This is a genomic window from Halorussus lipolyticus (assembly GCF_029338375.1).
Lineage (GTDB): Archaea > Halobacteriota > Halobacteria > Halobacteriales > Haladaptataceae > Halorussus > Halorussus lipolyticus.
In genome coordinates this window covers 208,581-220,636 of record NZ_CP119804.1, presented here as the reverse complement: position 1 = coordinate 220,636, position 12,056 = coordinate 208,581, and the positions used below count along the sequence as shown (strand labels likewise).

Sequence of the window (12,056 nt, the reverse complement as noted above, 5' to 3'; positions counted from 1 at the left end):
CGGGGCGCGTTTGTCGGACGTATGACGGACTTCTCCGACAGGGTCGAGCAGGTGTCGATAAGCGGTATCCGCGAAGTGTTCGAGGCCGCGGGCGAGGACGCCATCAACCTCGGAATCGGGCAACCCGACTTCCCGACGCCCGAACACGCCCGACAGGCCGCAGTCGAGGCCATCGAGGAGGGCGCGGCCGACGCCTACACCTCCAACAAGGGGACGCTGGAACTCCGCGAGGCCATCAGCGCGAAACACGAGCGAGACAACGACTTCGCGGTCCCGCCTGAGAACCTGATTGCGACGGCGGGCGGGAGCGAGGCGCTCCACCTCGCCATGGAGGCCCACGTCGATGCCGGTGAGGAGGTCATCTTCCCCGACCCCGGATTCGTCTCCTACGACGCGCTGACCCGCATCGCGGGCGGCGAACCGAAACCAGTCGCGCTCCGCGAGGACCTGACGATGGACCCCGCCGACGTGGAGGAAGCCATCACCGACGACACCGCGGCGTTCATCGTCAACAGCCCCGCGAACCCGACCGGTGCGGTCCAGACCGAGGAGGACATGCGGGAGTTCGCCCGCATCGCCGACGAACACGACGTGCTGTGCATCTCCGACGAAGTGTACGAACACATCGTCTTCGAGGGCGACCACTACTCGCCGATGGAGTTCGCCGAGTCGGACAACGTGGTCGTGGTCAACGCCTGCTCGAAGACCTATTCGATGACCGGGTGGCGTCTCGGGTGGGTCGCCGGAAGCGAGCGCCGAATCGAGCGCATGCTCCGGGTGCATCAGTACGTCCAAGCCTGCGCCTCCGCCCCGGCGCAGTTCGCCGCCGAGGCCGCCCTCTCCGGCCCGCAGAACGCCGTGGACGAGATGGTGTCTGCATTCGAGGAGCGCCGGGACGTCCTCCTCGATGGCTTCGCCGACATGGGACTGGACTGCCCGACGCCGAAGGGCGCGTTCTACGCCATGCCCAACGTTCCCGAGGGCTGGACCGACGAAGTGCTTGACCGCGGCGTCGTGGTCGTGCCCGGCGAGGCGTTCGGCGACCACGGCGAGGGCTACGCCCGCATCTCCTACGCGACCGACATGGAGTCGCTGAAGGAAGCCATCGAGATTATGCGTGAGGCGACGAACGCGGTTCGATAATCAGGAGAGCAATTAAATTATTTCTTTAAGGATTGTTTTTGTTTTCTTACTATGGGAAGTTATTTCTATACATTCGCTACGTCTGAACCGCGGTTTGGCGCGCGCTGGCGCGGCCTCCGTGCCGCGCCATCGGCGTGCGAGGGATGAGTAGCGCAGGCCGAAGGCCGAGGCTTGCGAGACGCCGCGCGTCTCGCTGATCTGCGAACGTGGTTCGCAGACAACGCAAGAGGTTGGGGAGGTGTGAGGCCCGCGGTAGGCGGTGCGGGCGGTGTAGTGCGGTGCTGTGCGGTTGCGGTGACGCCTCGGTTCAAGCCTGAAGCTAGTCCACTGATTCGTTTCCGTTGTGGCACAGTCAACGTGTCAGGCGACATCACTATTTCAAGATAGCAGATGAAACTTCGGTTTCGAAAGCCCTCGCGGACCTCGCGGTCGCTCAGCGGGATATTTGCGGCTTCGCTGACGCTCGCCGCAAATATTGGCCACGCTGAGACGACCACGTAAACGCGAGGTCCGCTCGCCCTTTCAGTCCGCCGAGGCTCCTCGGTAAGAGGACCGAAACCGCACCGCAACCGCGCCCCGAACCTCCCCGGACCGTTCGCGCCTGTCGGCGCTGACGATGCGCGTCCCGTAGTCGGTGAAGATTCACGCCCCGGTGGATGGTCGAAGTTCCCGATTTCCACGCAGAACGAACTACTTCGACGCCGAGTCGGTCCCCTAGCCGCCCTGAGATTTTATGCCTCTCCCGCCCGTCATGAGGTACCATGCCCATCTCGCGCCGGGATTCCGGCGTCGTCCCCGCCCTCGCCGCGCTGGCCTCGCAGGTCCACCCCGTGTTCATGCTCCCGCCGGTCGCCTGCTCGCTGTTCGGCGGCGTACTAGCCGGGCAGTTCGCACCAGTGGTCGGTCTCCTCCACGCCACCGCCATCTTCTCGGCGGTGTACACCGCCCACGTCAAGGACGGCTACGTCGATTTCTACGTCCGCGACGAGGACGACGACCATCCCCTCTCCGAGCGAGGGTGCAAGACTGCGCTCGCCGGTTCGACCGCGCTCTTTTTCACCTGCCTGCTGGCGCTCTGGGTCGTCGCGGGCCTCGGGACCGCACTGCTCACGCTCCCGGCGTGGCTCATCGCGTACCACCACGCCCCGCAGTTGGACACCAACCCCGTGACCGCCACGACCGGGTACCCACTCGGCATCGCCTTGGCGCTTCTGGGCGGGTTTCACGCACAGGCCGGGGCGCTGGCTCCCATCGCTCTCGCCTTCTCTGCGGTGTTCCTCGTCCTGCTGTCGGGCGTGAAGGTCATCGACGACGCCCAAGACTTCGAGTACGACAAGTCCATCCAGAAGCGCACCGTCGCAGTGACTCTCGGTCCTCGGCGCGCCCGGACCGCGGCCTACGCCCTGATGGCGACTTCGTTGCTCCTCGTCGTCGCGCTGGCCGCGCTGGCGGTCTTTCCGCCGAGTAGCGTGGCCGCCGTCGCTGGCTTCGGTGCCGTCGCGGGAGTCGCCCGCCGTGCCGACCCCGAATTGGCGACGATGTTGTTGGTCCGGGGGTCGTACCTGTTTCTGGCGCTCCTGCTCGTTGCGGTCTGGTTCCGACCGCTCGCGTGACTCGCCGTCAGCGATTAGCGGGAGAGTCCGCCGTAACCTCCGTTTCGAGCGCGGAGCAGGCCACCGTCCCGACTGTTCCTCGCCCAATCGGTCGATTACGCGAGTTAAGTCCGGACCTATCTCGCGGTATGCTCTCGTTCGCCACGTAAACGATTGATACGTTCTTCCCCGCGACCGGCGTGGTTCCTTCCGGAGAAACAATGACACGACAGACAGCAGTCCTCGCAGTCGTCGCGCTGATGGTCGTCGGAACCGGGGTCGCCTTGGCGGGTGGCGTCCCGTCTGCGACCGACGACGCGCCGATGGCACAGGACACCGAGACCACGACCGCAATGGACGGCAACGAGACGACTGCCGCCGACGGCGAGACGATGGGGAACGAGACGACGACCATGGCCGACGGCGGAATGGCTGAGAACGCAACCGCGAGCGTCATCTTCCTCAACCAGAGCGCGGGCTTCACCTTCACGGGTGAGAATCCGAACACGACGACAGTGCTGATAGAGCGCGTCGTCGTCCCCGAAGGCGGCTTCCTCGTGATTCACGAGGCCCAGAACGTCTCGGGCGACTACGCCCCCGCAGACAACGTGTCGGTGGGTCCGGTGGTCGGCAACTCGACCTACCTCGAACCCGGCGACCACAGTAACGTCGTCGTGGAACTCGACGAGCGAATCAACGAGAGCCAGACGCTCGTCGCCATGCCCCACCGCGACACGAACGACAACCAGCGATACGAGTTCCCCGAGGCCGACGACCCATACGTGACTGACGGTTCGCCGGTCATCGAAACCGCGTACATCATCGTGGACTACGACGTCATCGACGCGAATCTCGGTGACGACGCCGCGAACGAAACCACGACCGAGATGTAGGTTGGACTCTCCTCGCCAATCCCTCTCGGCGCGGAGAGATTCACAAACGACATTATAAATAATATTATATTTTGACATAAAGACTTAATCGCGTCTGCTTATATGTCTAGAATATGGAAATTGAAGGCCCGTGGACGCACGAGCAGGCTATCGTCGGCGACGTGCGACTCCACTACGTCACGGCTGGAGACGACGACGACCCGCTCGTGGTTCTGCTACACGGGTTCCCCGAGTTCTGGTACTCGTGGCGCGAACAGATTCCGGCGCTGGCAGACGCCGGGTACCGCGTCGTCGCCCCTGACATGCGGGGGTACAACCGGTCGGAGAAGCCCCACGGCGTCCGAAGCTACCGGACAGAGGAGTTAGCCGAGGACGTGGCAAATCTTATCGAACACTTCGACCGCGACGAGGCCCGCGTCGTCGGCCACGACTGGGGTGGGGTGGTCGCGTGGGAGGTAGCGATTCGCCACCCCGAGGTCGTCGAGCAACTGGCGGTGCTGAACGCGCCCCATCCGGCGGCCTACCGCCGGGAACTCGCCAGAAACGCCGAGCAGTGGAAGCGGTCGTGGTACGCGATGGCCTTCCAGATTCCGTGGCTTCCGGAGGCGTGGCTTGGCGCACAGGACGCCGCCAGAGTCGAAACGCTGTTCCGCGAGACGGCGACGCCCGACACCTTCAGCGACGACGACCTCCGGCGGTATCGAGCGGCCGCCTCCCGGCCGGGTGCGCTGACCGCCGCCATCAACTACTATCGGGCGCTCTTTCGGGAGAACCTCGCCAGCGAGGCCAAGCGACTGGTCGGCCGGGGAAGTCGAACCCTCGACGTGGACGCGCCGACCCTGCTTCTGTGGGGTGAACGGGACGACGCGCTGAGCGTCCACCTGACCGAAGACTTGGACCGGTGGGTGCCCGACCTGCGAGTCGAGCGATTCCCCGAGGCCACCCACTGGGTCCAGCACGACGAGGCCGAGGCGGTGTCCGAGTCGCTGGTCGAGTTCTTCGGGAGTAGCTAGCCTCCTCGTCGGTCGTCCGTTGGTCTGCTACTTGAAGTGGATGAATATGTCTAAAAGAAATCCGATGCTGTCTCTAGAACATAATTTAGTTGCTTTCGAACTCCCTTTTCAGCTCCCAACCATGACCCGCTCGTTCACGCCCGACTCGCCGAACGGGTTGACAAATATATAGAATCAAATATTTATACTAGAAAATTTTAAGTTCTTATCGTGTTATTAAACATTCATGTCTGACAGCGATACTCGGAACGAATCGGACCGGAAGCCGACCACCTCCCGACGGAATCTGCTCCGGGTTGGGACCACAGCGGTCGCAACCGGCGTCGTCCCCGGAATCGTCAGTGCCAACGACGGACAACCGACCAACAGCGAGCGCGCCGACCGAGTTCACCAGCAGGCCCTCAGCGTCCGGGACCGGACCGGAAGCCAGCGACGGTTCAAGCAGTTCCTCTCGAAGCGCGCCGACTACTTCGCAAACAAGCGGATGTCGTTCACGCCGGCGTCGTTCGAGGCCGACGCTCCCTCCACCCAGAACTGGAGTTCCGACGCCATCTCGACCGACCTGACGCTGACCTACTACTACGACTCCTGTACCTCGGGCGACCCCTACGCCTACTTCGACTTCTACATCACGGTAGATTCGGAGTACGGCCGCGGCGAGGGCGGTCCCGACCAGCACAGCATCGGGTGGGCCGACCACCACTTCCGGTACGAACAGGACTCGGCGTACCACGACAGCGACATGAGCAACCTCAGCCTCGAAAAGGAAGCACTCAACGGCGTGGACTGGTCGTGGAAGGACGGCAAGTCCTGCGGTCTCGGCACGTGTGGGACGAAAGACTACTACGTCGGCTGTAAGGCCCAACTGCTCACGACCGACCAAGAGCGCGGCGTCGAGGCGTCCTACTGGGACATGTGGAAAGACGCGAAGGTCGAGAGCGTCAGTTTCACCTCGTCGGGGTCGGTCTCGTTCACCTTCACCCAAGAAGGCCGAACCGACCAGTACGGCTACCAAATCCGCGAGGACAGCGACGCCTACAGCGGGTGCTGGTAGTCCGAGACCTCATTTGTTCTCGGGAAGCCGAACGACCTCCTCGGGGTTCTGGAAGGCGTACATCACGATAGACCCCTCTAGACGCTGATTCTTCAGGAGTCTCCGGGCCTCGGCGCGGTCCATCTCGCCGATGATTTCGGCCGCGGTCAGCAGGTCCTCCTGCGAGACGCCGAGGTCCTCGCGCTCGATTTCGACTCCCTCGGGCGCTCGAACGCTTTCGAGCATGACCTCGACGTACTCAGCGAGGTCTGTCGTGTCGGCAAGTCGCTCGTGCCACGACTGGGGGTAGATGCTCACGTTGTCGCCGATTCGGTAGAGTCGCTCGCCGGACTGCCACGACCGGGCGTCGGTGAGTCGGTTCTCCAGCGACGAGTCGAACCGGTCGCGGTCGTACTCCAACTCGTCGGCGTAGGCCTCCAGCAGGTCGCCGGGGACGCCCGGCCCCTCGACGGTGTGGTGGCGTTCGAGGTACCGGACGAGTTCGCGGGCAGTGAAGTAATCGTCGTGGTGAGAGAGTTCGTTTGCGAGGTCGGAATCGACGGATGCCATAGACGCTGTGCGACGGGAACAGCCAAAAGCATCGTGTAAGTTTTCGGTCGTCTCCGAGGCGGTGTTAGCAGACCGACCGGGCTACTTGGCGGTACTCACGATTTTCACCACGTCGCCCTCCTCCAGTTCGTAGTCGTCGCTAATCTCCCGATTCGTCTTCCCGTTCACGGCGTGCAGATAGCCGTCGCCGATGTCGGAGTGGACCGCGTAGGCCAAGTCCGTGGGCGTCGAACCGCGCCGTAGCAAGAAGGCGTCGGGCAGGACGTTACCCTTCGCGTCGGTCCACTTCGATTCGTTCTGGACCGGGTAGGCCGTAATCTGGTCCAGCAGGTCGTAGACCGCGGTGTTGAGCGCCTCCTGAACTCCCGTGCCGCCCCACTCCTGCATGACCTCTCGAATCTGGTCGAGGCCCGCGGACTGCTCGTCGGAGAGGTCGCCCAGAATCTCGAAGTCGTCGTCGCCGGGATTGTAGTCGATGGCCCCCGCGTTCTCGGCCTGTCGGAGGGCCAACTCGCCCTCGGCGGTGGCCGCAATCACGGGCTTGCCGGTCTCCTTGAGGCGCTCGATGTTCTCCGGCGGCGCGATGTCGGCCTTGTTCGCCACGAGGATGATGGGCTTGGTCCGGGCGCGAACGTCTCTGGCGAGGGCTTCCCGGTGGTCGTCGGTCCACTGGATGGGGTCCTCGGGGTACTCGATTTCCCGGAGGCTGGCGGCCACGTCGGCCTCCGTCGCGCCGAATCCGGTCAGCATGTCGGCCAGCGCGTCGTCGATGTCGAAGTCCGGCGACCGGGACTTGCGCTCGACCGATTCCCAGTTGCGGTCGATGATGCTTGCCAGCCACTGGTCCATCTCCTCCTCGATGAAGTCCACTTCCTCTACCGGGTCGTAGGTGCCGACTTCGACCGGTTCGCCCTCCTCGTTGGTCCCGCCGGAGGCGTCCACGACGTTGACGATTGCGTCGGCGTTGGTCAACTCGTCCAAGAACTGGTTGCCGAGGCCCTTGCCCTCGTGGGCACCGGGGACGAGGCCGGCCACGTCCAGCAGTTCGATGGGGACGTATCGCTTGCCGTCGTGGCAGTTCTCGTCTCTGCACCGCTCGTCGCGTTCGAGACAGGGGCAGTCGGTTCGGACGTGACTGACGCCGCGGTTGGCGTCGATGGTCGTGAACGGGTAGTTAGCCACATCCACGTCGGCCATAGTCGCAGACTTGTAGAAGGTTGACTTGCCCGCGTTGGGCTTGCCCGCCAGCGCGATGGAAATCATGCTAGGAGATACCGGCGTCGAAGAAAAGCCCCTTTCGGTTCTTCGAGTCCGCGGTTCGCACGTCGTCGTTCGACCATTCCCGATTCTGACCGCCTCACGTCGTCACCGTAGCGCGGCCACAAGACGCTACTCACATCCCGTCGTAGTGCCGCTGGCCATGACGGCAGTAAAAATCATCAAAGTCCTCGGCACCTCAGACGAGGGCTGGGAGCAAGCGGCCCAAGAAGCAGTGGACCAAGCCAGCAAGACCATCGACGACATCCACGGCGTCGAAGTCGAGGACTGGACGGCCGACGTGGAGAACGGCCAGATTCAGGAGTACAAGACCACCGTCGAAGTCGCCTTCCCGGTCCACGAACAGCAGGAGTCCCAGTAGCGCAACGACGCGAGCGTCCGCGGTCGTCGGGTTCTTTTCGGGCCGGTTTCGCGGGTTCTCGTCTCGAAAGCGCGTCACGACCCAGTGCGTTCCCCGCGTCCCGTCGCCGACGGGCGGTCGGCGGCGTCCTTCCACTCGCCGAGGCCGGCGGGGTCGAGGTGGACGTGAACGTCCTCGACTGACTCGACTTCCCGGACGCGCTGGCGGAGGTCGGACTCGATTTCGTGGGCCTCGCGGACCGTGCGGTCGGACTCGATTTCGGCGTGGAACTCGACTTCCACGACCTGCCCCGAGTAGTAGGCCGCGAAGTCGTGGACGCCGTAGACCTCGGGGTGGTCTCGAATCCGAGACCGGATTCGTCGCTGGTGGTCCTCGGGCGGCGCGCGGTCCACGAGGTAGTCGATGTTCTCGCGGGAGATTTCGACGCCCTGATACACGACGAGGAGGCTGACGACGCCCCCGGCGATGGGGTCGAGAATCGGGTAGCCGAGCGCCATGCCGGCGACGCCGGCGAACGCCGCCAGCGTGGTGTAGATGTCGTTGAGGCTGTCGGCGGCGAGCGCGCGCAGGCTGGACGACTGGACGCGACGGTTCACCCGGACGGTGTACCAGTAACAGCCGAGTCGGTCGAGGAGCGCGAAGCCGAGTCCGGCGACGAGGACGACGCTGTACTCGGCCTCCGGCCCGGCCAGAAGCGACTTCCCGGAATCGACCAGCAGTTTGAGACCGAGGAGGACGAGGACGCCGCCGACGAACAGCGCGCTCAGCGGTTCGAATCGCTCGTGGCCGTGCGGGTGGGTCTCGTCGGGGTTCTCGAACGCGAACCGACCCCAGACGAGTACCACGCCGCTGGCCAGCAGGTCCGCAACCGAGTGGGCGGCGTCGGCGGTGAGCGCGAGGCTTCCCGAAAAGACGCCGAGCGCCCCCTCCACGACGATTTTGAGGAGGTTCGACGCGACGTTGACCCACGACGCTTCGAGGAAGGCGGTTCTTCGGTCGGACATCGAGTGAGTACAACGTCCCGCTCAAACTCCTTAAGAACCACCATTAGCCGCCTCTAACGGTGTTTTAGATTGAATCTAAATTTCTTTTTGTCGGGGGGACAGCTGTGATTACAACTCCACCGCCATCATCACTTCGTCCACGTACTCGCCGTCGATTTTGTAGTGGTCCTCGCGGACCGCCTCGGTCTCCCAGCCCTGCGCTTTCAGGAACTCGATGGCGTACTCGTTGGTCGAGGGCGCGCTCTGGTAGACCTTCTCGTAGCCGTTCGACGCGGCCCACTCCAGTCCGCGTTCCAGCAGGTGGCTCCCGATGCCCAGTCCCTGATAGTCGTCCAGCACGCCCACGGTCAGTTCGGCGGTGTGGGCCAACTTGTCGAGTTCCGGCGCGTAGAGGTGGACCCACCCCACCACGTCGTCGCCGACGGTGGCGACGAAGAACATCCGGGACTCGATTTCGTTGTGCCGGAGCAGGGCGTCGTCGTGGTCGATTTCGTCGGCCACGCTCTCGGCGACGATGTAGCTTCCCTGCTCGGCGACCCGGCGAATCGCGCCGACGATGCCCGAGAGGTCGTCTTGGCGGGCGGGCCGGACGACGAACTCCACGTCGTCGACTTCGTACTCCTCGGCCGTGCCCTCCTCGAAGGCGGCCCGAAGCATCCCGTCGCGTTCTTCGAGATAGCCGTCGCGCTTGAGGATGGCGACGTGGTGGCGGAACCCGCCGGGGTCTACGTGGAGGACATCGCGGGCCTCCTCGAAATCGACCTCGCCGTGGCTCTCGACGTACTCGTAGATTCGCTTGCGGTCCTCGTGGCCGAACTCCAGCGTTTCGGAGAATTTCATGTTCAATGATAACACACTCCGTGGCCACTTAGTCCTTTCTCGCGTTTGGGGTGTTGGGTAGGTGACCGGGAGCAGAGACAACTATAAATTTCTTTGAGGCTTCATTTTATTTTCTTCCAATATCTATACAATTGCCTCGGGCGGAACGGTGAGTCCGCCGAGTGCCCGCCTCCCGACCTTCCACTCGCCTATTGACCTTGCGCCCGCCTACCGCCTTCGCACCCACCTACCGACTTTTCACCCGCCACGCGACACCGGCCTCACGGTCGGCGTCGCGGTCCGGAACGCCCGTCAGGAGTCGCGCGCTCTCCACCACGTCGCGGGTCTCGATGACGGCCTCGGCGGCCGCTCGGACCGTGCAGTCCGGGTCGATTTCCCGGCCGTGACACCGGGCGTAGAGGGCTAACCAGTCGTTGACCGCCCGCTCCATCGCCGCCATCTCGTCGCTGTCGAGCGGCGCGAACTCGCCGGTTCGGGCCTCGACGTAGACCGAGACCACCTCGCCCACGCCGTCTCGGGCGAACTCGACGGCGCGCTCCTCGTCCGGCGGGTCGTCGGGCGGGTCGAACGCCCGGCGGTCGTCGCGGGCCTGTTCGGCGAGGACCTCGATTCGTCTTCGGTAGTCGCTCATCGCGGTTCGCTTCCCATCGCTCACCCTTCCTTGTACTCGACGCCCTTGCCGCCGCGGGGGTGTTCCCAGTCGGTGTCGGCGACCACCGCGCAGGTGCCGCACTCGACGCAGGGCTGAGTGTCGAGGCTGACGCGCTTCTCGTCCGAGCCGTTGGTTTTGACCGTCTCGGCCCGGTAGCACCCGCCGCCGAAGTCCTCGGCGCTGACCGGGCAGGCGTACACCGCCGCGCCGCTGGCCTCCATCGAATTGTCCCGGAGTTCGATGTGGGGATTGCCCACGTCGGTATCGTAGGTCAGGTCGCCGATTCGGGTGGCGAGGTCCTTGGGTTCGTAGTCGGCCTCGCCCGAGACGCGCTCGCCCAACTCCTCGGCGATGACGGTCGGCAGGGTGACGTAGGGCGTCTGGGTGTCGGGCACGATTTGGGAGAGGGTCGGCGACGAGTAGAGGTCTTCGAGGAGACCCCCGGCCAGTCGCACGCCGAGGCGACCCACCGACGACGTGAGCAGGGAGTCGGCCACCTCGGTCACGGCGTCGTGTTCGCCGAGCGCGCTGGCGACCTGATACCCCTTCGGCCGCAACTTGCCCATGATGCCCTCGGTGCGGAGTTTCTGCTCGTAGAGTTCGCCCGCCTTATCCGGGTCGCCCCGCAGTTTAGCCTCGGCGAAGGCCTCGCCGGCCAGCGCGCCAGCACTCACGGCGTGGTTCATCCCCTTGATGATGGGACCTTGGGCCTGCATCTGGCCCGCGGCGTCGCCGACGACCAGCAAGCGACCGCGGTGTGGCGCGGGGTGGGCCGCCTTCTTCGAGTCGGGGACCAACTTGGCGCTGTACTCCACTTCGTCGTAGTGGCCCTCAAGCCAGTCGGCCATCAGGGGGTGGGTCAGCAGGTTGTCCAGCAGTCGGTGGGGTTCGGCCTCCTGTTCCACGATGCTATCGAGGTGGAAGACCGACCCAATCGAGAGACTGTCCTCGTTGGTGTAGACGAACCCGCCGCCCCGCACGTCCTCGAACAGGTCGCCCGAGAACAGGTGGGCCTCGCCCTCGTCGTCGCCGACGCCGAATCGCTCGGCGATGACCTCGGGGGGCACGTCCACGACCGCTTTCACGCCTTGGAACCACTCGTCGGGGTCCTCCCAGTCCATCAGTCCCGCGTCGCGGGCCAACTCCGAGTTCACGCCATCCGCCGCAACCACGAGGTCGGCCCGAATCGGGTCGAGTTCGTCGCAGGTGACGCCGACAATCTCGCCGCCGTCCCGCAGGAGGCCGTTCACTCGCACGTCGGTCAGGAGGCCGCCGCCGGTCTCGCTGGTCATCTCGTGAACTCGGTCGGCCATCCACGAGTCCATCTTCCGGCGAAGTACCGCGTCGGACCACTCGGTGTCGTGTTCGTGGAGGTCGGTGATGTCGAAGGTCTCGACCTGCTCGCCCGCCACGTTGTGGAGGTAGTAGTCGGTGACCGGGCGCTCGGTTGCCTGCTCGCGGAACTCCGGGAACAGGCCGTCGATGGTGTAGGGCGCGGACTCCTCGGCGTAGATGAGACCCCCAGTCACGTTCTTCGACCCGGCTTCGACCCCGCGTTCGAGGACGAGGGTCTCCACGTCGTTTCGCGCCAGTACCGCCCCGGCGGCGGCCCCGCCGGGTCCGGCCCCGACCACGACCGCCTCGTAGTGTTCGTACTCGTCAGTCATCGCTGGTCTC

Annotated in this window: 12 protein-coding genes; 6 read left to right on the top strand and 6 right to left on the bottom strand. The window is 64.6% G+C overall.

Going from position 1 to position 12,056, the window contains the following annotated elements; genetic code table 11:
- Positions 1-21: 21 nt before the first annotated feature.
- The 5 genes from P2T57_RS01155 to P2T57_RS01135 all read left to right on the top strand — a co-directional run bounded on the left by P2T57_RS01155 (position 22) and on the right by P2T57_RS01135 (position 5,695).
- Positions 22-1,143: a pyridoxal phosphate-dependent aminotransferase gene (locus tag P2T57_RS01155; protein ID WP_276300643.1), complete on the top strand. Its 1,122-nt coding sequence runs from the start codon at positions 22-24 to the stop codon at positions 1,141-1,143.
- Positions 1,144-1,904: 761 nt separating this feature from the next.
- A complete protein-coding gene (locus P2T57_RS01150; RefSeq protein WP_276300642.1) occupies positions 1,905-2,756 on the top strand; it encodes a UbiA family prenyltransferase in 852 nt (283 codons plus the stop codon).
- A gap of 200 nt (positions 2,757-2,956) precedes the next feature.
- The gene (locus tag P2T57_RS01145; RefSeq protein WP_276300641.1) at positions 2,957-3,628 is read left to right on the top strand and encodes a DUF7282 domain-containing protein; all 672 of its coding nucleotides are present in this window, start codon (positions 2,957-2,959) and stop codon (positions 3,626-3,628) included.
- Between the two features lie 113 nt (positions 3,629-3,741).
- The gene (locus P2T57_RS01140) at positions 3,742-4,641 is read left to right on the top strand and encodes an alpha/beta fold hydrolase (protein WP_276300640.1); all 900 of its coding nucleotides are present in this window, start codon (positions 3,742-3,744) and stop codon (positions 4,639-4,641) included.
- A 226-nt stretch (positions 4,642-4,867) separates the two neighbouring features.
- On the top strand, positions 4,868-5,695 hold the full coding sequence (locus P2T57_RS01135; RefSeq protein ID WP_276300639.1) for a hypothetical protein: 828 nt from the start codon (positions 4,868-4,870) through the stop codon (positions 5,693-5,695).
- A 9-nt stretch (positions 5,696-5,704) separates the two neighbouring features.
- Here P2T57_RS01135 and P2T57_RS01130 read toward each other — a convergent pair whose 3' ends face one another.
- Together P2T57_RS01130 and P2T57_RS01125 are read right to left on the bottom strand one after the other, a co-directional pair.
- The gene (locus tag P2T57_RS01130; RefSeq protein WP_276300638.1) at positions 5,705-6,244 is read right to left on the bottom strand and encodes a hypothetical protein; all 540 of its coding nucleotides are present in this window, start codon (positions 6,242-6,244) and stop codon (positions 5,705-5,707) included.
- A gap of 81 nt (positions 6,245-6,325) precedes the next feature.
- On the bottom strand, positions 6,326-7,507 hold the full coding sequence (locus P2T57_RS01125; RefSeq protein ID WP_276300637.1) for a redox-regulated ATPase YchF: 1,182 nt from the start codon (positions 7,505-7,507) through the stop codon (positions 6,326-6,328).
- Between the two features lie 157 nt (positions 7,508-7,664).
- Between P2T57_RS01125 and P2T57_RS01120 the strand changes: the two genes are divergently transcribed.
- Positions 7,665-7,883, top strand: a complete 219-nt coding sequence (locus P2T57_RS01120) for a dodecin family protein (RefSeq protein ID WP_276300635.1) — start codon at positions 7,665-7,667, stop codon at positions 7,881-7,883.
- Between the two features lie 74 nt (positions 7,884-7,957).
- Here the strand turns inward: P2T57_RS01120 and P2T57_RS01115 are convergent, their stop codons facing one another.
- From P2T57_RS01115 to P2T57_RS01100, 4 genes are all read right to left on the bottom strand, one after another.
- Positions 7,958-8,887, bottom strand: coding sequence for a cation diffusion facilitator family transporter (locus tag P2T57_RS01115; protein WP_276300634.1), 930 nt, complete (start codon positions 8,885-8,887; stop codon positions 7,958-7,960).
- Between the two features lie 108 nt (positions 8,888-8,995).
- On the bottom strand, positions 8,996-9,727 hold the full coding sequence (locus P2T57_RS01110; protein WP_276300633.1) for a bifunctional helix-turn-helix transcriptional regulator/GNAT family N-acetyltransferase: 732 nt from the start codon (positions 9,725-9,727) through the stop codon (positions 8,996-8,998).
- Positions 9,728-9,953: 226 nt separating this feature from the next.
- Complete coding sequence (locus P2T57_RS01105; protein ID WP_276300632.1) at positions 9,954-10,358, bottom strand: DUF8055 family protein; 405 nt, start codon at positions 10,356-10,358, stop codon at positions 9,954-9,956.
- Positions 10,359-10,378: 20 nt separating this feature from the next.
- On the bottom strand, positions 10,379-12,046 hold the full coding sequence (locus P2T57_RS01100) for an FAD-dependent monooxygenase (protein ID WP_276300631.1): 1,668 nt from the start codon (positions 12,044-12,046) through the stop codon (positions 10,379-10,381).
- Positions 12,047-12,056: the final 10 nt, after the last annotated feature.

Coding starts and splice junctions, on each gene's coding strand:
- P2T57_RS01105 (WP_276300632.1), bottom strand. CDS start 10,358: ATGAGCGACTACCGAAGACGAATCGAGGTCCTCGCCGAACAGGCCCGC.
- P2T57_RS01100 (WP_276300631.1), bottom strand. CDS start 12,046: ATGACTGACGAGTACGAACACTACGAGGCGGTCGTGGTCGGGGCCGGA.
- P2T57_RS01155 (WP_276300643.1), top strand. CDS start 22: ATGACGGACTTCTCCGACAGGGTCGAGCAGGTGTCGATAAGCGGTATC.
- P2T57_RS01110 (WP_276300633.1), bottom strand. CDS start 9,727: ATGAAATTCTCCGAAACGCTGGAGTTCGGCCACGAGGACCGCAAGCGA.
- P2T57_RS01145 (WP_276300641.1), top strand. CDS start 2,957: ATGACACGACAGACAGCAGTCCTCGCAGTCGTCGCGCTGATGGTCGTC.
- P2T57_RS01125 (WP_276300637.1), bottom strand. CDS start 7,507: ATGATTTCCATCGCGCTGGCGGGCAAGCCCAACGCGGGCAAGTCAACC.
- P2T57_RS01140 (WP_276300640.1), top strand. CDS start 3,742: ATGGAAATTGAAGGCCCGTGGACGCACGAGCAGGCTATCGTCGGCGAC.
- P2T57_RS01150 (WP_276300642.1), top strand. CDS start 1,905: ATGCCCATCTCGCGCCGGGATTCCGGCGTCGTCCCCGCCCTCGCCGCG.
- P2T57_RS01115 (WP_276300634.1), bottom strand. CDS start 8,887: ATGTCCGACCGAAGAACCGCCTTCCTCGAAGCGTCGTGGGTCAACGTC.
- P2T57_RS01120 (WP_276300635.1), top strand. CDS start 7,665: ATGACGGCAGTAAAAATCATCAAAGTCCTCGGCACCTCAGACGAGGGC.
- P2T57_RS01135 (WP_276300639.1), top strand. CDS start 4,868: ATGTCTGACAGCGATACTCGGAACGAATCGGACCGGAAGCCGACCACC.
- P2T57_RS01130 (WP_276300638.1), bottom strand. CDS start 6,244: ATGGCATCCGTCGATTCCGACCTCGCAAACGAACTCTCTCACCACGAC.